Origin of the sequence: Pseudomonas alliivorans (assembly GCF_017826695.1) — a bacterium.
GTDB classification, from domain to species: domain Bacteria; phylum Pseudomonadota; class Gammaproteobacteria; order Pseudomonadales; family Pseudomonadaceae; genus Aquipseudomonas; species Aquipseudomonas alliivorans.
Genome location: NZ_JAFFZW010000014.1, coordinates 36,099 through 57,873 on the forward strand (window position 1 = coordinate 36,099; position 21,775 = coordinate 57,873).

Genomic DNA, 21,775 nt, shown 5'->3' on the forward strand with positions numbered 1-21,775 from the left:
CGAACGCCGCAGTTAAATACCCTTGAACATCAGAGCATCCACCCATGACCACCTCCGCCCACACCCAGGTTGTACAACGTCAATTCGGCGAACAGGCTTCGGCCTACCTGAACAGCGCCGTGCACGCGCAAGGGGCCGAGTTCGCGTTGTTACAGAGCGCGGTCAGGGGGCGGGGCGATGCGCGGGTGCTGGATCTGGGGTGCGGCGCAGGCCATGTGAGCTTCAATGTTGCGCCGTCTGTCGCTGAAGTGATCGCGTATGACCTGTCGCAGCAGATGCTCGATGTGGTCGCCGCTGCGGCTATCGACAAGGGGTTGAGCAACGTTCGCACGTTATGCGGCGCGGCCGAACGCTTGCCATTTGCCGATGGCGAGTTCGATTTTGTGTTCAGCCGCTACTCGGCTCACCACTGGAGCGATTTGGCCCTGGCGTTGCGTGAAGTGCGCCGGGTATTGAAGCCGGGGGGTGTGGCGGCGTTCATTGACGTGATGTCGCCGGGCAGTCCGTTGCTGGATACGTATTTGCAAACGGTTGAAGTGCTGCGCGATACCAGCCACGTGCGCGATTATTCCGCCGCCGAATGGCTGCATCAGGTCAGCGACGCGGGGTTGTTCACCCGCAGCCATACCCGCCAGCGCCTGCATCTGGAGTTCGGTTCGTGGGTGGAGCGCATGCGCACGCCACAGCCACTGCGGGTGGCCATACGCGAGCTGCAGCAGGCGATGGGCGATGAAGTGCGTCAGTATTTCGAGATTGATGCGCAGGGTTCATTCAGTACCGATGTGCTGGTGCTTTGGGCCGAGCGTTAATCTTTTTGCGGCTTGAAACGTTATAAACGGGCGCTGTCCGAGGCGTCGATAAAACATCGAGGAAGTTATGAGCAAGCAGATTCTGATTCTCCCGGGTGATGGCATTGGTCCGGAAATCATGACCGAAGCGGTCAAGGTGCTGGAGCTGGCCAACGAGAAGTATCAGCTGGGTTTTGAATTGACTCACGACGTGATCGGTGGCGCCGCCATCGACAAGCACGGTGTGCCGCTGGCCGACGAAACCCTGGACCGCGCCCGTAAAGCCGACGCCGTTCTGCTCGGCGCCGTGGGTGGCCCGAAGTGGGACACCATCGAACGCGACATCCGTCCTGAGCGTGGCCTGTTGAAGATCCGTGCGCAACTGGGCCTGTTCGGCAACCTGCGCCCTGCGATTCTCTATCCGCAACTGGCCGACGCCTCGAGCCTCAAGCCCGAAATCGTTGCCGGTCTGGACATCCTGATCGTGCGCGAGCTGACCGGCGGTATCTACTTCGGCGCGCCACGGGGTGTACGTGTGCTGGACAATGGCGAGCGCGAAGCTTACGACACGCTGCCGTACAGCGAGAGCGAGATCCGTCGTATCGCTCGCGTCGGCTTCGACATGGCCATGGTGCGCAACAAGAAACTGTGCTCGGTGGACAAGGCCAACGTGCTGTCGTCCAGCCAGCTGTGGCGCGAAATCGTCGAGCAGGTCGCCAAGGATTACCCTGAAGTCGAGCTGAGCCATATGTACGTCGACAATGCCGCCATGCAACTGGTGCGTGCACCCAAGCAGTTCGACGTGATCGTGACCGACAACCTGTTCGGCGACATCCTGTCCGACCAGGCTTCGATGCTGACCGGCTCCATCGGCATGCTGCCGTCCGCGTCGCTCGATACCAATAACAAGGGCATGTACGAGCCTTGTCACGGTTCTGCACCGGACATCGCAGGCAAAGGCATTGCCAACCCGCTGGCGACTATCCTTTCGGTATCGATGATGCTGCGTTACAGCTTCAATCTGACCGACGCCGCCGACGCCATCGAAAAAGCCGTCAGCGTAGTTCTGGATCAGGGGCTGCGCACCGGCGACATCTTTTCGACGGGTAACACCCAGGTCGGCACGCAAGAAATGGGCGACGCAGTAGTCGCCGCGCTGCGGAATCTGTAATCTCTCTGGCCCGCCATTCTGCTGTGCATCCGCAGAATAGCGGTCCCACTTTTTTTCTAGGTGTGTTGCGATGAAACGTGTAGGTCTGATCGGTTGGCGTGGCATGGTCGGTTCCGTGCTCATGCAGCGGATGCGGGAAGAGCAGGACTTCGATCTCATTGAGCCGGTGTTCTTCACTACCTCCAATGTCGGTGGCCAGGCGCCTTCGGTGGGCAAGGACGTTGCGCCACTGAAAGATGCGTACAGCATCGACGAGCTGAAGACCCTGGACGTGGTGTTGACCTGTCAGGGCGGCGACTACACCAACGAGGTGTTCCCCAAGCTGCGTGAGGCGGGCTGGCAGGGTTACTGGATCGACGCGGCGTCCAGCCTGCGCATGCAGGATGACGCTGTCATCGTGCTGGATCCGGTCAACCGCAAGGTCATCGATCAGCAGCTCGACGCCGGTACCAGGAACTACATCGGCGGCAACTGCACCGTCAGCCTGATGCTGATGGGGCTGGGCGGTCTGTTCGAAGCCGGTCTGGTCGAGTGGATGAACGTCATGACGTACCAGGCGGCTTCCGGTGCCGGTGCGCAGAACATGCGTGAACTGATCAAGCAGATGGGCGCTGTGCACGCGTCGGTTGCCGATGAACTGGCCAACCCGGCCAGTGCCATTCTGGACATCGACCGCAAGGTGGCTGAAGCCATGCGCGGCGAAGCGTTCCCGACCGAGAATTTCGGTGTGCCGTTGGCTGGCAGCCTGATTCCCTGGATCGACAAGGCGCTGCCGAACGGCCAGAGCCGTGAAGAATGGAAAGGCCAGGCCGAGACCAACAAAATTCTGGGTCGCTTCAAGAGCCCGATTCCGGTCGACGGCATCTGCGTGCGCATCGGCGCCATGCGTTGCCACAGCCAGGCACTGACCATCAAGCTGAACAAGGATGTGCCGATTGCGGACATCGAAGGCTTGATCAGCCAGCACAACCCTTGGGTCAAGCTGGTACCGAACAACCGTGAAGCCAGCATGCAGGACCTCAGCCCGACGGCTGTGACCGGCACCATGAGCATTCCGGTGGGTCGTCTGCGCAAGCTGAACATGGGCTCGCAGTATCTGGGCGCCTTCACTGTCGGTGATCAACTGCTGTGGGGTGCTGCCGAGCCGTTGCGCCGCATGCTGAGAATCCTGCTGGAACGTTGATCGCAACGCTGCTGCATCCAAACCCGCGCCCTGATCAGGACGCGGGTTTTTTATTGCCTGCTGATAACTGATTTCAATCCCAATATATGGGATTGAAATTTACATATTGAGATAATTTCGATTTCGGGTTTATAGTCTGTCCTGCACTCACTTCCAAAAATACAAAAGGTGAAGCAATGCAGGCGCACTTGATCGCGCTCGACTGGGGGACGACCTCTCTTCGTGCTTATCGACTTGGCGAACACGGCCAGGTCCTGGAACAACGCGCTCTGAGCGCGGGCATCATGCAATTGCCGAATGACCCACGAATGATCGCGGGCGTGCTGTGCAGCGACGGTTTCGAGCTGGCCTTCGATGAAGCGTGCGGCGACTGGATCGACGCGCGGCCCGATGTGCCGGTGATCGCCTGCGGCATGGTGGGCAGCGCGCAGGGCTGGCGCGAGGCAACCTATCGCGAGGCGCCGGCCAGCGTCGACGAACTGAGTGCGGCGTTGCAAACCGTACGCAGCGTGCGTGGCGTCACCGTCCATATCATCCCCGGTGTGCTGCAGCGTTCGACGCTGCCCAATGTCATGCGCGGTGAAGAGACCCAGGTACTGGGCGTGCTGGCCGGCCTTGACGGGCAGTCGGCCAGCCAGCCGCTGTTGATCGGTCTGCCGGGCAGCCACTCCAAGTGGGTGCAGGTGGCGCAGGACCGCATCGTTCATTTCGATACCTTCATGACCGGCGAGGTCTACGCGGCGTTGTGCGCCCATACTATTCTTGGGCGCACCATGCGGCCGGGCGATACGTTCGACAGCGCCGCGTTTGATCGTGGGCTCGCCAATGCACAGTCGGAGGAGGGCGCTGCCGGTCCTCTGTCCACCATCTTCAGTTGCCGCACGCTCGGCCTTACCGGCCAGTTGCCTGCGAGCAGCCAGCCGGATTACCTGTCCGGTCTGCTGATCGGTCATGAACTGACCTCGCTCGCCAGACTTCAATACGACGCCCATGGCCATCTCCCCGCAGTGATTCTGATCGGCAGCGAGTCGCTGTGCGAGCGCTATGCGCGTGGCCTGACCGCCTGTGGCTTTCCTCGGGTGACGGTGGCCGCTCAGGCGACCGAGCGCGGCCTCTGGCAGGTCGCGGTTCAGGCTGGCCTGGTCGCGCGCCAGTCGTCCCATTACGTTCAAGAGGTGTGACATGCTCAAGCAAGCATTGAAGGAAAACGGCCTGGTCGCGATTCTGCGCGGCCTGCGCCCCGAAGAAGCTCCGGCGATAGGCGACGAGCTGTATCAGGCGGGCTTTCGGGTCATCGAAGTGCCGCTCAATTCTCCCCAGCCGTTCGACAGCATCGGTCTGTTGCGCCAGCGCCTGCCTGCCGATTGCCTGATCGGTGCCGGAACCGTGCTGACGCCTGAGCAGGTCACGCAGGTCAAGGACGCAGGCGGGCAGGTCATCGTCATGCCGCACAGCGATCCCAGGGTGCTGCGTGCGGCCAAAGCGGCCAACCTGTTCCTCTCGCCGGGCGTGGCTACGCCGACCGAGGCCTTTGCCGCGCTGTCGGAAGGCGCTGATGTGCTCAAGCTGTTCCCGGCCGAGCAAATGTCGCCGGCGGTGGTCAAGGCCTGGCTGGCGGTGCTGCCTGCAGGCACGATCCTGTTGCCGGTTGGTGGCATCACGCCAGACAACATGAAGGTGTTTCTCGACGCGGGCGTCAAAGGTTTCGGCCTCGGCTCAGGGCTGTTCAAGCCGGGCATGAGTGCGGCCGACGTCGCCGAGCGCGCCAAGGCCTATGTGGCCGCCTGGAAAGAACAGACTTCGTCGCTTTGAAACGGATCGGCGCGCCAGACGCAGCCGCTCGACAAGAGAATCAATAAGAGAAACCGTACTCATGAAAATCACCAAACTGACCACCTTCATCGTTCCGCCGCGCTGGTGTTTCCTGAAAGTCGAGACCGACGAGGGTGTCGTCGGCTGGGGCGAGCCGGTCGTCGAAGGCCGTGCCCATACCGTCGCCGCTGCCGTTGAAGAGCTTTCCGATTACCTGATCGGCAAGGACCCACGCAACATCGAAGACATCTGGACCGTGTTGTACCGCGGCGGCTTCTACCGTGGCGGGGCGATCCACATGAGCGCGCTGGCCGGTATCGATCAGGCGCTGTGGGATATCAAGGGCAAGGCGCTGGGTGTGTCGGTCAGCGACCTGCTCGGTGGTCAGGTGCGTGACAAGATTCGTGTCTATTCCTGGATTGGTGGCGACCGCCCGGCCGACACGGCGCGAGCTGCACGGGACGCGGTCGAGCGTGGCTTCACGGCGGTGAAGATGAACGGCACCGAAGAGCTGCAGTTCCTCGACACCTTCGACAAGGTCGATCTGGCCCTGGCTAACGTCGCAGCCGTGCGTGATGCGGTCGGTCCGAACGTCGGTATCGGTGTCGATTTCCATGGCCGCGTACACAAGCCGATGGCCAAAGTGCTGATGAAAGAGCTGGACCCATACAAGCTGATGTTCATTGAAGAGCCGGTGCTCAGCGAAAACTACGAAGCGCTGAAAGAACTTGCACCGCTGACCAGCACGCCGATTGCGCTGGGCGAGCGGCTGTTTTCGCGCTGGGACTTCAAGCGTGTATTGAGTGAAGGCTACGTCGACATCATCCAGCCGGACGCGTCCCATGCGGGTGGCATCACCGAGACGCGCAAGATCGCCAACATGGCCGAAGCCTACGACGTCGCGCTGGCGCTGCACTGTCCGCTGGGCCCGATCGCACTGGCGGCGTGCCTGCAACTGGATGCGGTCTGCTACAACGCGTTCATCCAGGAGCAGAGCCTGGGCATTCACTACAACGAAAGCAACGACCTGCTGGACTACGTCAAGCACCCGGAAGTCTTTGACTACGACAAGGGCATGGTCAAGATCCCCAACGGACCGGGCCTGGGCATTGAGATCAACGAGGAATACGTCAAGGAGCGCGCCGCCATCGGCCATCGCTGGCGCAACCCGATCTGGCGTCATGCCGATGGCAGTTTTGCCGAGTGGTGATCTGACCCGGAGCAGGCGCCGCATGCCTGATCGTGCCCATGTTCTGCGTGGGCACGCCGCCCCTGTCAGGGGAAGGGCGCAGAGCGTCCCGAGCGGCATTCCCACGCAGCGCGTGAGGAACGATCTACACGATCTGCCGACACCACACCGTCCTCAATAAATCCAAAAAGAGGAAACATCTGAATGCGCACTCGTACGATGGAGGGCGCGGCATCACTGGTGACGCCGTCCCGCAAACGTTTTTTTATCATGGTGCTGCTGTTCATCACCGTGGTCATCAATTACCTGGACCGCAGCAACCTGTCCATTGCCGCACCGGCGCTGACGTCCGAGCTGGGCATCGATCCGGTTCACGTGGGTCTGATCTTCTCCGCCTTCGGCTGGACCTATGCGGCCATGCAGTTGCCGGGTGGCTGGCTGGTGGACCGCGTGCCGCCGCGCATTCTCTACACCGTGGCGCTGATGTTGTGGTCGATCGCCACCATCATGCTTGGTTTTGCCGCCAGTTTCATTGCGCTGTTCGTGCTGCGCATGGCGGTCGGCGCGCTGGAAGCACCGGCCTATCCGATCAACAGCCGCGTGGTGACCACCTGGTTTCCTGAGCGCGAGCGTGCCACGGCGATTGGGTTCTACACGTCCGGGCAGTTCGTTGGTCTGGCATTTCTGACGCCGGTGCTGGCCTGGCTGCAGGCGCATTACGGCTGGCACATGGTGTTCGTCGCCACCGGCGGCGTCGGTGTGCTCTGGGCGGTGATCTGGTACGCGGTGTATCGCGAGCCGCGCGATTTCAAGGGCGTCAACCAGCAGGAAATCGACCTGATCCGCGAAGGCGGCGGGCTGGTGGACATTCAGAAGGACGTCGAAAAGCAGAAGCAGGGTTTCAGCTGGCTGGACCTGGGCATCGTGCTGAGCAAGCGCAAGCTCTGGGGTATTTACCTTGGCCAGTTCTGCCTGAACTCCACACTCTGGTTTTTCCTGACCTGGTTTCCTACCTATCTGGTGAAATACCGGGGCATGGACTTCATCAAGTCCGGGCTGCTGGCGTCACTGCCGTTTCTGGCTGCCTTCGTGGGCGTGTTGTGTTCCGGCTTCTTCTCCGACTGGCTGATCCGTCGCGGGCATACGGTGGGCTTTGCTCGCAAGTTGCCGATCATTGCCGGTCTGCTGATTTCCACGTCGATCATAGGCGCCAACTTCGTCGAATCCACGCCGCTGGTCATCGCGTTCCTGGCGCTGGCGTTCTTCGGCAACGGACTGGCCTCGATCACCTGGTCGCTGGTTTCAACACTGGCCCCGGCGCGTCTTCTGGGTCTGACAGGCGGCACCTTCAACTTCATCGGCAATCTGGCGGCCATCGCCACGCCGATCGTGATCGGTTTCCTGGCCTCGGGCGATTCGTTCGCACCGGCCATCACCTACATCTCGGTGCTGGCACTGTTGGGTGCGCTGTCCTACATCCTGCTGGTGGGCAAAGTCGAGCGTATCGAACTCTGATATCGACGTGTCCTGACGCTGGCGACGATAATGCCGTCAGCGTCCCGATCTGATTAAGGCTTGTCATGCACAACGAACCGCTTCCCGCTGAAAACCCTGCAGGCAAAGAGTCGGCACCCGCCGGCACCCAGACCCTGTTGCGCGGCCTGGGTGTGGTTCAGGCCGTGGCCAGTGGCGCCCGGGACCTGAAGGAAATCGCCCGTCTGATCGGCACCACGCGCAGCACCACCCATCGTCTGGCCAGTTGTCTGGTGGACGAGCGCTATCTTCGCGTGGTTCCGCAGGTGGGTTATCTGTTGGGGCCGAAACTGATCGAACTGGGTTTTCAGGCACGTGAAGAAGTGCCGCTGGCGATTCTGGCGCGACCGTTTCTGGACAGGCTGTCGGCGTTGACCGGAGACACCGTGCATCTGGCGGTACGCGAAGGCGATGATGTGCTGTACCTGCACAAGAATCCCGGTCGCTATGGCCCGGAGATGCGTTCCCGGGTCGGGCATCGCATGCCGTTGGTGCGTACCGGTATCGGCAAGGCCCTGTTGCTGGACAGCCCGGAGGCCGAGTGGCTGCGTCTGTATGAAATCAGTCTGCCAGCATCAGGCAGGCATCCGCTGTGGCCCAATCATGAACAACAGACATGGGAACAGCTGCAGCAGCGCAGGCAGGAATATGTGGCGGGAGGTTACGCGTTCGATCTGGAAGACAACGAACCGTCGATCCGTTGTGTTGCAGCGCCGGTGCGTGATGCCAGCCAGCAGATCGTGGCCGGCATCAGCGTCGCCAGTACGGTTCCGTACATGCCCCTTGAAAAGATGGCCGAACTGGTCCCGCTGATCAAAGAGATCGCAGCGGGACTGTCGGCCGAACTCGGGGCCGCCTGAATCAGGCTTTGAGCGTCGCCATGTCAATGACGAAGCGGTACTTCACGTCACCGGCCAGCATGCGCTCGTAGGCTTCGTTGATGTTGCGGATGTCGAGCATCTCGATGTCGCAGGTGATGTCGTTCTCGGCGCAGAAATCCAGCACTTCCTGGGTTTCTGCGATACCGCCGATCAGCGAGCCGGCCAGTACGCGACGGCTCATCACCAGATTGGCGGCATGGACCGGCGGTTCAACCGGTTCGATCAGGCCGACCAGAATGTGCACACCATCGAAACGCAGGGTCTGCAGGTAGGGGTTCAGATCGTGCTGGACCGGAATGGTATCAAGCAGGAAGTCGAAGTGACCTGCGGCCGCTTTCATCTGTTCGGCATCGGTGGAGACGATCACGTGATCGGCGCCCTGACGACGCGCTTCCTGAGCTTTCGACGCGGAACGGGTGAAGAGGGTGACTTCAGCGCCCATCGCCTTGGCGAACTTGATGCCCATGTGGCCCAGGCCACCCATGCCCAGAATGCCGACCTTGTCGCCGGCTTTCACGCCGTAGTGCTTGAGCGGCGAATAGGTGGTGATGCCTGCACACAGAATCGGAGCAGCAGCGGCCGGATCCAGCTTCTCGGGAACGCGCACCACGAAGTGCTCGCTGACCACGATGCTGTTGGAGTAACCGCCCATGGTGTTGCTGCCGTCCACGCGATCAGGCGTGGCGTAGGTCATGGTCGGGCCTTCGAGGCAATACTGCTCGAGATCCGACTGGCACGCCGAACATTGGCGGCAGGAGTCGACCATGCAGCCGACTCCGACCAGATCACCGACTTTGTATTTGGTCGCGTTGGCGCCGGTGGCTGTGACGCGGCCGACAATTTCATGGCCTGGCATCAACGGATAAACGGCAATGCCCCATTCGTTGCGCGCCTGGTGGATATCGGAGTGGCAGACGCCGCAGTAGAGAATTTCGATGGCAACGTCGTCGGCACGCGGAGTGCGACGTTCGAAAGTCATCGGGGCGAGGGGAGCGGTGGCTGACTGGGCGGCGTAACCGATGGCTGTGTACATAAAGATGACCTCGCGAAATGATACGGAGAAGAGGCGAATCATTGTCCGCGTGATGGACGTGTATCGCTAGGGTGATTCCTCCGTGTTTCATGCCTATTCCTCCGGAGCCAGAATCCGGGTGCCGCTCAAGCGCGCAAATCTGCGATCATAGAGCTGTCTGATTCTCTGCCGGTACGCCTTATGTCACTCCTTCATCCTGTCGATGGCAATGTTGTTCTGGCTTCGTTGATCCAGCCGCTGGCGGTGCGCCCGGGCTTTGTCGACACGCACCTGCCTGAGGTGCGCGTGCTCTCGGCATTCAGCTATGTGGCCAGTAGCCCGCAGATGTATGAGCCTAGCCTGATGATCGTGGTGCAGGGCAGCAAGATCGCCTGCCTGGGGACGCGCACATTCGAATACGGCACTGGCCATTACCTGATTCAGGCGCTGTCGGTGCCCTTCAAATGCGAGACCTTTGCCACGCCGGACAAGCCGCTGTATGGCGTATCGGTATCCATCGACCGGGTATTGCTGGGTGAACTCGTGCAGGTGATGGGTTCGCTGTCGCCACAGGATTGCCAGCCGCAGACGCCGGAGTCCATGACCTCGGTACTGATCGATGCCGGAATGCGTGACAGTGTCGAGCGGCTGCTGCGCTGCCTGCACGACCCGCTGGAATGTCAGGCGATGGGTCAGGCGCGGATTCGCGATGTGCTGTACAGCGCGTTGCGCGGCCCGCAATCAGGCGTGCTGCGTGCGCTGGTCGAGCAGCAAGGGCAGTTCGCCCGGATCGCATCGGCGGTGACCTACCTGCATGAGCATTACGCCGAAGCACTGAACGTCGATACGCTGGCTCGCTGCGCGAACATGAGCACCTCGACCTTTCACGAACACTTCAAGCGCAGCACCTTGTTGTCTCCGGTGCAGTACCTCAAACGCCTGCGACTGCTCAAGGCTCAGCAGTTATTGGTGGCTGAAGGGCTGGGCGTTGCGCAGGTGGCGTTGCGGGTCGGTTATCAGAGCGCGTCGCAATTCAGTCGTGAGTACAAACGCTATTTCGAACGCAGTCCGGGTGAGGAGGGTGCCTATCCGGGCGTTTCCGCCTGATCTGCTGATACAAACAATAAAGGCTCCCGAGGGAGCCTTTATTGACTGGTAGCAACTTTTACATGTTCGGGTAGGTCGGACCGCCAGCGCCCTCTGGTGCCACCCAGGTGATGTTCTGGGAGGGGTCCTTGATGTCGCAGGTCTTGCAGTGGACGCAGTTCTGGGCGTTGATCTGGAAGCGCTTCTCGCCGTCTTCCTTGGTGATCACTTCATACACGCCCGCCGGGCAGTAGCGCTGGGCGGGTTCGTCGTACAGAGGCAGGTTCTTGCTGATCGGGATGCTCGGGTCGGTCAGCTTCAAGTGGCAAGGCTGCTCCTCTTCATGGTTGGTGCTGGAGAGGAATACCGAGCTGAGTTTGTCGAAGCTGAGCTTGCCGTCGGGTTTCGGGTAGTCGATCTTCTTCGAGTCGGCGGCCAGCTTGAGGCAGGCATAGTCCGGCTTGGTGTCATGCAGCGTGAACGGCAGTCTGCCACCGAAGATGTTCTGGTCGATGAAGTTGAACGCACCGCCCTTGATCGCGCCGTACTTGTGAATCGCCACGCCGAAATTACGGCTTGTAAACAGCTCATCATGCAGCCAGCTGGCCTTGAACGCCTCGACGTAGGAAGTCAGTGTATCGCCGCCTTCCTTGCCTGCCAGCAAGGCTTCGGCAACCGAGTCGGCCGCCAGCATGCCTGACTTCATGGCGGTATGGCTGCCCTTGATCTTGGCGAAGTTCAGGGTGCCCAGGTCGCAGCCGATCAGTGCGCCGCCCGGGAAGACCATCTTCGGCAACGAGTTCAGGCCGCCCTTGGCAATGGCGCGGGCACCGTAACTGATGCGTTTGCCGCCTTCCAGGTATTGTTTGATGACCGGGTGATGCTTGTAGCGCTGGAATTCGTCGAACGGCGACAGGTACGGGTTGGCGTAGGAGAGATCGACGATCAGACCGACCACCACCTGATTGTTTTCCAGGTGATAAAGGAAGGAGCCGCCCGGATTGGCGTCGTCCAGTGGCCAGCCTGCGGTATGCACCACCAGGCCCTGTTCATGCTTCGCCGGATCGACTTCCCAGATTTCCTTGAGACCGATGGCGTAATGCTGCACGTCGGCTTCATTGTCCAGATCGAAGCGCTTGATCAGTTGTTTGCCGATATGGCCACGGCAGCCTTCGGCAAACAGCGTGTACTTGGCGCGCAATTCCATGCCGGGCGTGTAAAGGCCTTCTTTCGGGTTACCTTCGCGGTCGACACCCAGGTCGCCGGTGATGATGCCGCGCACGACGCCGTTTTCGTCGAACAGGGCTTCCTGAGCCGCGAAGCCGGGGTAGATCTCGACGCCGAGGTTTTCAGCCTGTTGGGCCATCCAGCGGCACAGATTGCCCAGCGAGATGATGTAGTTGCCTTCGTTGTGCATGGTCTTGGGCACGAAGAAGTTCGGGACCTTGCGAGCCTTCTCGGCATCATTCAGGACATAAATGTCGTCGCGCTTGACAGGCGTGTGGAGCGGGGCGCCTAGCGCCTGCCAGTCAGGGAACAGTTCGTTCAGGGCGCGGGGTTCGAACACCGCACCGGACAAGATATGTGCACCGACTTCCGAGCCTTTTTCCACCACGCAGACGCTGATTTCCTGCCCGGCTTCGGCAGCCTTCTGCTTGAGGCGGCAAGCGGCTGAAAGCCCGGACGGGCCGGCTCCGACGATGACGACGTCGAATTCCATGTATTCGCGTTCCACAGGCTATCTCCTACTCTCAAGGCTCACGGTATTTTTTTATGGGTCACGGTGGACCGACATACGGACTTGGACCGCACATCTTTTTAAGGCGTGCAGTATATCTACACCACTGTACGGGTCCAATACAAACGTTTGTTTGAATCGGCCGCAGGCCAGATAAATCAAAGATGCGCGACTCATGACTGGCCGATTTGGCGTATTGACCGGAAAAGGCGTTGCAGTCAAGATACGGGCGGTTTTGCATTTGCCGTAGGCTGAAACGGGCTTCCACGGACATCTCTTGCGGATATCTGCAGCGGACCCCGGAAAAAGGCATCAGGCAAATGCAGTGCAGGCACTCACGTAAACGGCCAGTGTCGCCCGGCGCATTTTACACACCCTGCCGGTGCATGACGGGTGACGCCCTGTTTTTATCGGGCTTTTGGCGGGATTTGCATGAAGTCATGTTCGCCTGCACGAATACGATTGCTTGTTGAGGACACATATCGATCGCCTGGTATTGCCGGGCGACTTCTTTTCACCGGAGAGTGAGGAATCCATGAAGGTTCTTGTAGCTGTCAAACGAGTGGTCGACTACAACGTCAAGGTTCGCGTCAAGGCGGACAACTCCGGCGTCGATCTGGCTAACGTCAAAATGTCCATGAACCCTTTCTGCGAAATCGCTGTGGAAGAGGCTGTGCGCCTGAAAGAGAAGGGCGTAGCGACTGAAATCGTCGTGGTGACCATCGGCCCGACCACTGCACAAGAGCAACTGCGTACCGCGCTGGCACTGGGTGCCGATCGCGCCGTGCTGGTCGAGTCCGCCGAAGAACTGACGTCCCTGGCTGTCGCCAAGCTGCTCAAGGCCGTTGTCGACAAGGAGCAGCCGCAACTGGTCATCCTTGGCAAGCAGGCCATCGACAGTGACAACAACCAGACTGGCCAGATGCTGGCTGCGCTGAGCGGCTATCCGCAGGGCACCTTCGCGTCGAAGGTCGAAGTGTCCGGCGACAAGGTTGCCGTGACCCGCGAGATCGACGGCGGTCTGCAAACCGTTTCCCTCAGCCTGCCGGCCATCGTGACCACAGACCTGCGTCTGAACGAGCCACGTTACGCCTCGCTGCCCAACATCATGAAGGCCAAGAAGAAGCCGCTTGAAGTGCTGACACCCGATGCACTGGGCGTTTCCACGGCCTCGACCAACAAAACCCTCAAGGTCGAAGCACCGGCTGCACGCAGCGCGGGCATCAAGGTCAAATCGGTGGCCGAACTGGTCGAGAAACTGAAAACCGAAGCGAAGGTAATCTAAATGACGATCCTGGTTATCGCTGAACATGACAATGCAACCGTAGCTCCAGCGACGCTCAACACCCTCGCTGCTGCCCAGAAGATCGGTGGCGACATTCACCTGCTGGTTGCCGGTTCCGGCGTGAGCGCCGTTGCCGAAGCCGCTGCGAAAATCGCTGGCGTGGCAAAAGTGCTGGTGGCCGACAACGCCGCCTACGCACACCAGTTGCCGGAAAACGTCGCGCCGCTGGTCGTCGAGCTGGCTGCGGGTCACAGCCACGTACTGGGTGCCGCCACCTCCAACGGCAAGAACATCCTGCCACGCGTGGCCGCGCAGCTGGATGTGGACCAGATCTCGGAAATCATCTCGGTCGAGTCGGCTGACACCTTCACACGTCCGATCTACGCCGGTAACGCCATTGCCACCGTGCAGTCCACTGCTTCGGTCAAGGTCATCACCGTGCGTGCCACCGGTTTTGATCCGGTTGCTGCAGAAGGTGGTTCGGCGTCCGTTGAGGCGGTTTCGGCTGCTCACGACGCGGGCAAGTCGAGTTTCGTTGGCGAAGAACTGGCCAAGTCGGACCGTCCTGAGCTGACGGCCGCCAAAATCGTCGTTTCCGGCGGACGCGGCATGCAGAACGGTGACAACTTCAAGCATCTGTATGCGCTGGCAGACAAGCTGGGCGCTGCGGTCGGTGCCTCGCGTGCGGCCGTCGATGCCGGTTTCGTGCCCAACGACATGCAGGTCGGTCAGACTGGCAAGATCGTCGCGCCTCAGTTGTACATTGCGGTCGGTATCTCCGGCGCGATCCAGCATCTGGCAGGTATGAAGGACTCCAAGGTGATCGTGGCGATCAACAAGGATGAAGAGGCACCGATCTTCCAGGTGGCCGATTACGGTCTGGTAGCAGACCTGTTCGAAGCAATCCCGGAGCTTGAGAAGCTGGTCTGATCCACTCTCTTCCACTATAAAGAGAACCCGTTCTATTCGGCTTCATGCGCTGTCAGGCTTGCCTGTGGTGTCTGAAGCCTGATGAGCGGGTTTTTTATCGACTTGTGAAAGGGCTGTCCATGCAACGCCATTCCGTTCGCCGTTCCAGACTGTTTGGTTCGCTCCTGCTGGGGTTGCTCGTGTCTCCGACGCCGGGTTTCGCGGCTGGCAAATGCGAGCGGCTGTTCGTGACCGGCAGTCCGGATGCGCCGCCTTACCTGTGGCGCGACCCTCAGGACCCCAGGCACCTGATGGGGGCCAACGCCGATCTGCTGAAGCAGGCAGCGGGGACGCTGGGTATCAAGGTCGAGTTTCTGTACGCAGGCAAGCGCAGTCAGGCGCTGGAAGAGGTGCGTACCGGGCGCATGGACCTGTTGGCTGATGCGCCCATGAATGCCGCGCAACTGGATGCCCTCGACTACATCCATCCTGCCATCGTTCAGAACGATATCGTGATCTGGACGCGCCGTGATCATGATGTTCCGTTGACCACGCTGAGCGAGCTTCATGGGCATGGTGGTGCCATCTCTGACAAGACGCGACTGACGCCCGCCTTCGATGAGACAGCCCGGCAACAGTTGACGCTGGAGCGGGTTTCCGGTCTGACTCCTGCCTTCCAGAAGCTGGCGCTCGGTGAGGTTGAATATGTGCTGGCCGGCCGCTACGCAGGAATGGTCATGGTGCAGACACTGGGCTTGTCATCTGACGTGGTCGCCCAGCCTTTGCCCCTAGACAGGCCTGGTTTTTACCTGGCTCTGTCGTTCAATTCGGCTTGCAACGATCCATGGTTGCGCGGACAGCTGGCGAAAAAGATGACAGAATCGGCCGCCTCCGGCCTCGCAGGCGAGGTGATCCGACACAATCTGGATCTGTGGAAAGCCCAGCTGTTGCAGCCTGCCAGTGCCAGCGCCTCAACCAAGTAGGATGTTTTTTGTGAGTATTCGTTTTTCAATCGCCGCCCTGGCAATCGCCACGCTGGTCGGTTGCGTCAGTGATCCGGTTCCGACCGAACAATTCAAATTGACCGAGCAGGCGCTTGAGCAGGCCAAGGCCGTCGGTGCTGACGAGCAGCCCGAGCTGGAAACGGCCGAGGCCAAGTTCGCCGATGCCCGTGCGGACATGGCTGACAAGTCCTACAAGGATGCGCGCATGAAGGCTGAGCAGGCTGAACTGGATGCGCGCCTGGCCGAGGCGCGCGTTCTTACGCTGAAAAGTCAGGAGCAGATCACGCAGTTGAACACCCGCCTGAATCGTTTGCGCAAGCAACTGGGAGAGGCTCAATGAACCGTATCCCGCGTGCCATGAGTGTAGGTCTCTTGCTGGCGTCGGCAGGTCTTTACGGTTGCGCCGGTCACCAGAACGCTGATCAGGCCCTGCAGCAGGCCAGTACGGACTTCCAGAAGGTCAAGGAAGACACCGACGTGCTGCGCAGTGCGCCGAAAGACGTGATCCGCGCCGGTGAATCGCTGGCCCGTGCCGAGCGTCTTTCCACTTACCTGGGCAGTGGCGCCGACGTGAGTCATTACGCCTACCTGAGCAGCCGCTACAGCGAAATCGCCCGTGAGCACAGTAACCTCATGCTGAGCCAGGAGCGTCTGGCGAAGATGGAGATGGAGCGTCAGCGCCTGCAACTGGGTTTGCGTGAGGCCAAGCTGGCCAGCGCCCAGCAGCAGGGCAGGTGGCTTGAAGACCAGATCCTCAGCCTCGCCACGACCCAGACCGACCGTGGGTTGGTCATGACCCTGGGCGATGTGCTGTTCGATGCCGGGCATGCCGAGCTCAAGAATTCGGCCAGTCGTACCGTGCTCAAAGTCGTACAGTTCCTGCAGATCAACCCACGCCGGATCGTCAGGATCGAGGGCTACACCGACAGCACTGGCGATCGTCAGGAAAACCTCAAGCTTTCCCGTGATCGGGCGCAGGCTGTTGCTGACGTGCTGATGGATCTGGGCATTGATGAAAAGCGGATCAAGGTCGAGGGCTATGGCCAGGAATTCCCGGTCAGCGTGAACGCAACCGAACGTGGGCGCGCGCAGAATCGTCGAGTTGAAATCGTCTTTTCCGACGACAAGGGTCAGCTGGGTGCCGCTCGGTAGGTGGGGGGGGCGCTTTGCGCCGTGAAATTGAGCTAGCAAGGGGGAGGGTGACGTGAGTCGCGCGCCTGGCTCACTGAGTCCGCCGTCTGTCCGCTCTCGAATGACGTCCGCGCAAATGGACACGATCAGTACTTGGCTTGAGCGCGGTCTCATTAAAACACCTGCAGCCCACAGATTCGCTGGCCCGTTCTTAAACTGTTCCAGTACACTTCATGACAATGGCCGGCAGCCACCTATCTGTTATACAAAAATAAATGGCCGGTCTTCATGAGGCTGTGGTCATGACCAATCTTTTGCTCTATCAGCGCATCGCTCAGCAACTGGCTGAAGACATTCGGCGCGGCGTTTATCAGCCAGGCGAGCGTGTGCCGTCGGTGCGCAAGATGAGCTCGCAGCTTAACGTCAGTCACGCCACGGTCTTGCAGGCGTATGCCAATCTTGAAGATCAAGGGCTTATCCGGGCTCGACCGCAGTCCGGTTATTACGTGCATCAGACGCCTGCGTTGACGGCTTCGACGCCGGACATCGCCCGTGTTGAGCGTCCGGGTCTGGTTACGCGCAGCAGCATCATTCAACAGGTGCTCGAAGAGTCGCGCCGGGAAGGTGTCTTTGCGCTGGGTGCGGCGGTGCCTCATGTCGACTATCTCCCCGTTCGCGCTTTGCATCAGCAACTGGCCAAGGTCACACGTTTTCACAGTCCGCGGGCTTTCAGTTACATGTTCAGTCCGGGTTTCGAGCCACTGCGCCGGCAGGTGGCCATTCGAATGCGTGATGCAGGCGTGGTGGTCGATCCTTCTGAGGTGGTTATCACTCACGGTTGCGTCGATGCGTTGCAGATGGCGTTACGTGTTTTGACCCGTCCCGGCGATCTGATTGCCGCCGAGTCACCCGCCTACTATGGCCTGCTCCAGTTGGCCGATCTGCTTGGCCTCAAAGTCATCGAGATTCCAAGCGACCCTGCCACTGGTATCAGTCTCGAAGCCTTGCAGCTCGCCGCCAATCAGTGGTCGATCAAGGCGCTGGTGCTGACCTCGCGACTGAGTAATCCATTGGGCGGCACCATACCGGAAGAGCGGCAGAAAAATCTTTTGCGACTGGCCTCTGATTTCGACATTCAGGTCGTCGAGGATGACGTCTACGGCGAGCTGATGTTCGAGGTGGGGCGGACCAAGGCCCTCAAGGCGTTTGATCGGCTGGGCCGGGTGATTTATTGCTCCAGCTTTTCCAAGACGCTTTCACCGGGCGTGCGCATTGGCTGGATCATTGCTGGCAAGTATCAGGCCGAAATCCAGCGTTTGCAGACCTTCAGCACCCATTCGGCCTGCAGTGTGACGCAGATGGCGATCGCCGCTTACCTCGAGAATGGCGGCTATGACCGACATCTGCGGTTCATTCGGCTGGAATACCGCAAGAATCTGAGTGCCTATCAGCTCGCTGTTCAGCAGTCGTTCCCTGAAGGCACGCAGATGAGCAGGCCGGCAGGTGGTTTTATTCTCTGGGTCAGTCTGCCTGGCCGGGTCAATACTCAGGAACTTCATGTCAGGGCGCTTGAACAGGGCATCAGTATTGCGCCAGGGCTTATTTTCAGTAACACCGAGCAATTCAACCACTGTATTCGCCTTAACTGCGGCATGCCCTGGAACAGGGAAGCCGAGCGCGCGTTGATGACATTGGGGATGTTGGCGAAACAGTTGTGTCAGGAAGTGTCGCCAGCCTACTGAGCGTCAACTGATTTTCGTCAATTGTTCGGAACTCTTGGCTTGTCATGTATGCCTCAAAGGCACAGCATGTAGCTCTTTCGGCTTTGCCACTGTCTTGTCTGATTTTTGCCTATGAATATGTTTCGCTGTCTGGGGCTGTCCGTCATCGTTTTACTGGGCGCGTGTGATGCTCGGGAAGCGCCGGTGCCCAAACCAAAGACCGAAAGCGGTGCGCCTGCCGCCGTGCAGGCTCCTGTGGCTGCCGAGGCGCGTTCCACGGTCGATTCGCCGCGCGAGTCCGTGGTCACCGACTCGGCATCCGACAAGGCCCCCGTCACCACGCATGAGCTTATGCCCAATATCCCGGTGAAACCTGTGGTGGCCGGCAAGGAAGCCTCTCAGCCCGTGGCACCCAGGCCAATCCACGAAGTGGCTGCCCCGGCACGATCGACTGGCAAGGCGGTAACCACAAAGCCTGCAACGGGTAAGCGTGAGGTGGCCGCCAAGGCTGGCAAAGAGGTCAAGGCCAAGGATGTGCGGCTCAATCGGCCGAAGCTGGACCTGAGTCTGCCACCCGAGATGGTCAAGGCGCTCGATCCACCCGCCAATGTCATCACGGCCAAGCGAAAGCCCATATTGCCGCAGATGTTCGGCAGCAAAGACTCGCCTTCGGACTCGGGTCCATTCGAGTTGAACGGTCGATTGTTGTCCAACGAAATGCAGCTGCAGATGCGCAACGACAATCGTCGCGACGTCGAAGGTGCAGCGCTGGACTTCAAATTCCACCAGTAAGGTCTCATCATCGTCCGGAACGCCGTTTTCAAGCGTGCGTATTGATGAGTACTATCCTGTTTCTTTCAATCATTCAGCAAGGGTTCGCGTCATGGACTGCCGCTCGGGTTGCGGTGCGTGCTGCATCGCGCCTTCCATCACGTCTCCCATACCGGGTATGCCGAACGGCAAGCCGGCGGGGGAGCGCTGTCTTCATCTTTCCATCCAGTCTCTCTGCGGGCTGTTCGGTCGCCCTGAACGGCCAGCGGTCTGCAGTCAGTTCAAGGCTGCCGAAGATGTATGTGGCGTCGATCAGGCAGACGCGATACGTCTGATCGGCTGGTGGGAAAAAATGACTTCAGTCGCCTGAATCAGCTGTCTGCATCATGGTTTCGTCGGCATCTAAACAATAAGGAATAAGACAATGGGTCCGCTATATCGCATGGCTGTAACGTGTGGCTTGACTGTAATGCTGGTGGGCGCCGTTCAGGCTGAAGACTGGCAGGTTGCCAAGGACGAAGATGGCATCAAGGTTTCACTCAGTGATGTGCCGGGCTCCAAGTACAAGGCTTATCGTGGGGTGACGACCATCAACGCCAGTGTGAGCAGGTTGCGTGCGCTACAGGAGGATGTGGCGGGCGCCTGTGCCTGGATCCATGAGTGTCAGTCACAGAAGGTGCTCAAGCATGAAGGCAACAAGGCCTGGACCTATACGCGATTCAATACGCCCTGGCCCGTTACACCCCGCGACTCGGTGCTGCTGATTACCACGCAGGAGGGTGCCGATGGCAGTCTGACCCGGAATATTCAGGAGCAGCCCGACTACATCCCTGAAGAAAAGGGCTATGTACGTGTGGCTGAGGTTGAGGGTTTCTGGAAGCTGGTGCCCAAGGGGCCGAATCAGACCGAGGTGACGTATCAGGTGCACACCGAGCCCGGCGGCAGCGTACCGTCCATGCTGGCCAACAAGTTCGTTGTCGATGCGCCGTTCAATACCTTGAAAGCGTTGCGGGAGAGGGCTGCGCAATCGAAGTGATGTTGCGGTCTTGATGCAATAACTGAAAAGGGCTGCCATTGGCAGCCCTTTTTCGTTTTGCGGTGCGGCTTACTTGCGGTCTTTGAGCTCGACGATGTCGCGCTGCACGTTGCCGGTATACAGCTGGCGTGGGCGGCCGATCTTGTAAGGGCTCGAGAGCATTTCCTTCCAGTGCGAGATCCATCCGACGGTCCGCGCAAGTGCGAAGATCACGGTGAACATGCTGGTTGGAATGCCGATCGCTTTCAGGATGATGCCCGAGTAGAAGTCGACGTTTGGATACAGCGAGCGCTCGATGAAGTACGGATCGGTCAGGGCGATCTCTTCGAGACGCATGGCCAGTTCGAGCTGAGGATCGTTGGTGATGCCCAGTTCCTTCAGGACTTCGTCGCAGGTCTGCTTCATCACGGTCGCACGCGGGTCGCGGTTCTTGTAGACGCGGTGGCCGAAGCCCATGAGCTTGAACGGATCGTTCTTGTCCTTGGCCTTGGCGATGAAGGTGTCGATGTTCGAAACATCGCCGATTTCATCGAGCATGGTCAGTACGGCTTCGTTGGCGCCGCCGTGAGCAGGGCCCCAGAGTGCCGCGATGCCTGCGGCGATACAGGCGAACGGGTTGGCACCCGAAGAGCCCGCCATACGCACTGTGGACGTCGAGGCGTTCTGTTCGTGATCGGCGTGAAGGATGAAGATCTTGTCCATCGCCTTGGCCAGTACCGGGCTGATCGGTTTGATCTCGCACGGGGTGTTGAACATCATGTGCAGGAAGTTTTCGGCGTAGCTGAGGTCATTGCGCGGGTACATCATGGGCTGACCCATGGAGTACTTGTAGACCATGGCTGCCAGGGTCGGCATCTTGGCGACCAGGCGCACGGCGGAAATCTCGCGATGCTGCGGATTATTGATGTCCAGCGAGTCGTGGTAGAACGCTGAAAGGGCACCGACCACGCCACACATGACGGCCATCGGGTGGGCGTCGCGACGGAAGCCGTTGAAAAAGGTCTTGAGCTGTTCGTGGACCATCGTGTGGTTCTTGACCACGGCGACGAACTGGGCTTTCTGCTCGGCGGTTGGCAGTTCGCCGTTGAGCAGCAGGTAGCAGGTCTCCAGATAATCGGAGTGCTGGGCCAGTTGTTCGATAGGGTAGCCGCGGTGCAGCAGGATTCCGTTGTCACCATCGATGTAGGTGATCTTCGACTCGCAAGAGGCGGTCGACATGAAGCCCGGGTCGAATGTGAAGCGGCCGGTGGCGGTGAGACCGCGTACGTCGATCACGTCCGGACCCACTGTACCGGTCAGAATTGGCAGCTCGACGGGGGCAGCGCCCTCGATGATCAACTGCGCTTTTTTGTCAGCCATGTGGCCTCCTATTTATGCTTCAAATCATCAGACAGGCCCCCCACGCAGGGCCCGCATCACTATAGTGAGATAAATTCTAAAGTCAATTTGGCTAAAGTCGCGTTCCAGAAGGCCTTGCTGCATATTTTTTCCGGCCTGTTTACTGCCGTTTACGCCTTTTGCGTGA

Annotated in this window: 21 protein-coding genes; 18 read left to right on the plus strand and 3 right to left on the minus strand. The window is 59.8% G+C overall.

The genetic code is table 11. The features are described 5' to 3' along the window. Positions 1–44: 44 nt before the first annotated feature. The 8 genes from JTJ32_RS24800 (at position 45) to JTJ32_RS24835 (ending at position 8,536) form a co-directional block, all read left to right on the plus strand. Positions 45–809 carry a class I SAM-dependent methyltransferase gene (locus JTJ32_RS24800; protein ID WP_210043623.1) on the plus strand — a complete coding sequence of 255 codons (765 nt, stop codon included), beginning with the start codon at positions 45–47 and terminating at the stop codon, positions 807–809. 67 nt (positions 810–876) lie between these two features. Beyond that, positions 877–1,959 carry a 3-isopropylmalate dehydrogenase gene (leuB, locus tag JTJ32_RS24805; protein ID WP_099227201.1) on the plus strand — a complete coding sequence of 361 codons (1,083 nt, stop codon included), beginning with the start codon at positions 877–879 and terminating at the stop codon, positions 1,957–1,959. A 70-nt stretch (positions 1,960–2,029) separates the two neighbouring features. Beyond that, complete coding sequence (gene asd, locus JTJ32_RS24810) at positions 2,030–3,142, plus strand: aspartate-semialdehyde dehydrogenase (RefSeq protein ID WP_210043624.1); 1,113 nt, start codon at positions 2,030–2,032, stop codon at positions 3,140–3,142. Between the two features lie 176 nt (positions 3,143–3,318). Next, on the plus strand, positions 3,319–4,323 hold the full coding sequence (locus JTJ32_RS24815) for a 2-dehydro-3-deoxygalactonokinase (RefSeq protein ID WP_184323277.1): 1,005 nt from the start codon (positions 3,319–3,321) through the stop codon (positions 4,321–4,323). A 1-nt stretch (position 4,324) separates the two neighbouring features. Beyond that, on the plus strand, positions 4,325–4,954 hold the full coding sequence (locus JTJ32_RS24820) for a 2-dehydro-3-deoxy-6-phosphogalactonate aldolase (RefSeq protein ID WP_184323278.1): 630 nt from the start codon (positions 4,325–4,327) through the stop codon (positions 4,952–4,954). 61 nt (positions 4,955–5,015) lie between these two features. Then, complete coding sequence (dgoD, locus tag JTJ32_RS24825; protein WP_210043625.1) at positions 5,016–6,164, plus strand: galactonate dehydratase; 1,149 nt, start codon at positions 5,016–5,018, stop codon at positions 6,162–6,164. 183 nt (positions 6,165–6,347) lie between these two features. Continuing rightward, the gene (locus JTJ32_RS24830; protein ID WP_099227205.1) at positions 6,348–7,658 is read left to right on the plus strand and encodes an MFS transporter; all 1,311 of its coding nucleotides are present in this window, start codon (positions 6,348–6,350) and stop codon (positions 7,656–7,658) included. A gap of 65 nt (positions 7,659–7,723) precedes the next feature. Next, positions 7,724–8,536, plus strand: a complete 813-nt coding sequence (locus tag JTJ32_RS24835) for an IclR family transcriptional regulator (RefSeq protein WP_210043626.1) — start codon at positions 7,724–7,726, stop codon at positions 8,534–8,536. Between the two features lies 1 nt (position 8,537). On the opposite strand, the gene JTJ32_RS24840 is transcribed toward JTJ32_RS24835, so the two are convergent. Next, on the minus strand, positions 8,538–9,590 hold the full coding sequence (locus JTJ32_RS24840) for an NAD(P)-dependent alcohol dehydrogenase (RefSeq protein WP_099227238.1): 1,053 nt from the start codon (positions 9,588–9,590) through the stop codon (positions 8,538–8,540). 180 nt (positions 9,591–9,770) lie between these two features. Between JTJ32_RS24840 and JTJ32_RS24845 the strand changes: the two genes are divergently transcribed. Beyond that, on the plus strand, positions 9,771–10,676 hold the full coding sequence (locus tag JTJ32_RS24845; protein WP_210043627.1) for an AraC family transcriptional regulator: 906 nt from the start codon (positions 9,771–9,773) through the stop codon (positions 10,674–10,676). A gap of 58 nt (positions 10,677–10,734) precedes the next feature. Here JTJ32_RS24845 and JTJ32_RS24850 read toward each other — a convergent pair whose 3' ends face one another. Beyond that, positions 10,735–12,390: an electron transfer flavoprotein-ubiquinone oxidoreductase gene (locus JTJ32_RS24850; RefSeq protein ID WP_099227208.1), complete on the minus strand. Its 1,656-nt coding sequence runs from the start codon at positions 12,388–12,390 to the stop codon at positions 10,735–10,737. A gap of 538 nt (positions 12,391–12,928) precedes the next feature. On the opposite strand from JTJ32_RS24850, the gene JTJ32_RS24855 reads away from it, so the two are divergent. From JTJ32_RS24855 to JTJ32_RS24895, 9 genes are all read left to right on the plus strand, one after another. Then, complete coding sequence (locus JTJ32_RS24855) at positions 12,929–13,678, plus strand: electron transfer flavoprotein subunit beta/FixA family protein (RefSeq protein WP_029241471.1); 750 nt, start codon at positions 12,929–12,931, stop codon at positions 13,676–13,678. Then, complete coding sequence (locus JTJ32_RS24860) at positions 13,679–14,608, plus strand: electron transfer flavoprotein subunit alpha/FixB family protein (protein ID WP_210043628.1); 930 nt, start codon at positions 13,679–13,681, stop codon at positions 14,606–14,608. Between the two features lie 119 nt (positions 14,609–14,727). After that, on the plus strand, positions 14,728–15,570 hold the full coding sequence (locus JTJ32_RS24865) for a substrate-binding periplasmic protein (RefSeq protein WP_210043630.1): 843 nt from the start codon (positions 14,728–14,730) through the stop codon (positions 15,568–15,570). 10 nt (positions 15,571–15,580) lie between these two features. Further along, positions 15,581–15,931 (plus strand): DUF4398 domain-containing protein, encoded by a 351-nt coding sequence (locus JTJ32_RS24870; RefSeq protein WP_099227239.1) that lies wholly within the window; start codon positions 15,581–15,583, stop codon positions 15,929–15,931. Then, positions 15,928–16,743, plus strand: coding sequence for an OmpA family protein (locus tag JTJ32_RS24875; RefSeq protein ID WP_099227209.1), 816 nt, complete (start codon positions 15,928–15,930; stop codon positions 16,741–16,743). The genes JTJ32_RS24870 and JTJ32_RS24875 overlap by 4 nt, the downstream gene beginning before the upstream one ends. Before the next feature lie 281 nt (positions 16,744–17,024). Next, a complete protein-coding gene (locus JTJ32_RS24880; protein ID WP_099227210.1) occupies positions 17,025–18,464 on the plus strand; it encodes an aminotransferase-like domain-containing protein in 1,440 nt (479 codons plus the stop codon). A 111-nt stretch (positions 18,465–18,575) separates the two neighbouring features. After that, positions 18,576–19,235, plus strand: a complete 660-nt coding sequence (locus JTJ32_RS24885) for a translation initiation factor 2 (protein ID WP_210043632.1) — start codon at positions 18,576–18,578, stop codon at positions 19,233–19,235. A 91-nt stretch (positions 19,236–19,326) separates the two neighbouring features. Further along, complete coding sequence (locus JTJ32_RS24890) at positions 19,327–19,584, plus strand: YkgJ family cysteine cluster protein (protein WP_210043634.1); 258 nt, start codon at positions 19,327–19,329, stop codon at positions 19,582–19,584. Between the two features lie 54 nt (positions 19,585–19,638). After that, on the plus strand, positions 19,639–20,250 hold the full coding sequence (locus JTJ32_RS24895) for an START domain-containing protein (RefSeq protein WP_099227212.1): 612 nt from the start codon (positions 19,639–19,641) through the stop codon (positions 20,248–20,250). A gap of 69 nt (positions 20,251–20,319) precedes the next feature. Here JTJ32_RS24895 and gltA read toward each other — a convergent pair whose 3' ends face one another. Then, positions 20,320–21,609 carry a citrate synthase gene (gene gltA, locus JTJ32_RS24900; RefSeq protein WP_004882582.1) on the minus strand — a complete coding sequence of 430 codons (1,290 nt, stop codon included), beginning with the start codon at positions 21,607–21,609 and terminating at the stop codon, positions 20,320–20,322. Positions 21,610–21,775 lie beyond the last annotated feature (166 nt).

What these genes read in the sequence shown, in the direction of transcription:
- asd (WP_210043624.1), top strand. Translation starts at nt 2,030, where the DNA reads ATGAAACGTGTAGGTCTGATCGGTTGGCGTGGCATGGTCGGTTCCGTG.
- JTJ32_RS24820 (WP_184323278.1), top strand. Translation starts at nt 4,325, where the DNA reads ATGCTCAAGCAAGCATTGAAGGAAAACGGCCTGGTCGCGATTCTGCGC.
- JTJ32_RS24835 (WP_210043626.1), top strand. Translation starts at nt 7,724, where the DNA reads ATGCACAACGAACCGCTTCCCGCTGAAAACCCTGCAGGCAAAGAGTCG.
- JTJ32_RS24815 (WP_184323277.1), top strand. Translation starts at nt 3,319, where the DNA reads ATGCAGGCGCACTTGATCGCGCTCGACTGGGGGACGACCTCTCTTCGT.
- JTJ32_RS24895 (WP_099227212.1), top strand. Translation starts at nt 19,639, where the DNA reads ATGGGTCCGCTATATCGCATGGCTGTAACGTGTGGCTTGACTGTAATG.
- JTJ32_RS24855 (WP_029241471.1), top strand. Translation starts at nt 12,929, where the DNA reads ATGAAGGTTCTTGTAGCTGTCAAACGAGTGGTCGACTACAACGTCAAG.
- JTJ32_RS24885 (WP_210043632.1), top strand. Translation starts at nt 18,576, where the DNA reads ATGAATATGTTTCGCTGTCTGGGGCTGTCCGTCATCGTTTTACTGGGC.
- JTJ32_RS24865 (WP_210043630.1), top strand. Translation starts at nt 14,728, where the DNA reads ATGCAACGCCATTCCGTTCGCCGTTCCAGACTGTTTGGTTCGCTCCTG.
- JTJ32_RS24890 (WP_210043634.1), top strand. Translation starts at nt 19,327, where the DNA reads ATGGACTGCCGCTCGGGTTGCGGTGCGTGCTGCATCGCGCCTTCCATC.
- JTJ32_RS24830 (WP_099227205.1), top strand. Translation starts at nt 6,348, where the DNA reads ATGCGCACTCGTACGATGGAGGGCGCGGCATCACTGGTGACGCCGTCC.
- JTJ32_RS24860 (WP_210043628.1), top strand. Translation starts at nt 13,679, where the DNA reads ATGACGATCCTGGTTATCGCTGAACATGACAATGCAACCGTAGCTCCA.
- dgoD (WP_210043625.1), top strand. Translation starts at nt 5,016, where the DNA reads ATGAAAATCACCAAACTGACCACCTTCATCGTTCCGCCGCGCTGGTGT.
- JTJ32_RS24875 (WP_099227209.1), top strand. Translation starts at nt 15,928, where the DNA reads ATGAACCGTATCCCGCGTGCCATGAGTGTAGGTCTCTTGCTGGCGTCG.
- leuB (WP_099227201.1), top strand. Translation starts at nt 877, where the DNA reads ATGAGCAAGCAGATTCTGATTCTCCCGGGTGATGGCATTGGTCCGGAA.
- JTJ32_RS24800 (WP_210043623.1), top strand. Translation starts at nt 45, where the DNA reads ATGACCACCTCCGCCCACACCCAGGTTGTACAACGTCAATTCGGCGAA.
- gltA (WP_004882582.1), bottom strand. Translation starts at nt 21,609, where the DNA reads ATGGCTGACAAAAAAGCGCAGTTGATCATCGAGGGCGCTGCCCCCGTC.
- JTJ32_RS24840 (WP_099227238.1), bottom strand. Translation starts at nt 9,590, where the DNA reads ATGTACACAGCCATCGGTTACGCCGCCCAGTCAGCCACCGCTCCCCTC.
- JTJ32_RS24845 (WP_210043627.1), top strand. Translation starts at nt 9,771, where the DNA reads ATGTCACTCCTTCATCCTGTCGATGGCAATGTTGTTCTGGCTTCGTTG.
- JTJ32_RS24880 (WP_099227210.1), top strand. Translation starts at nt 17,025, where the DNA reads ATGACCAATCTTTTGCTCTATCAGCGCATCGCTCAGCAACTGGCTGAA.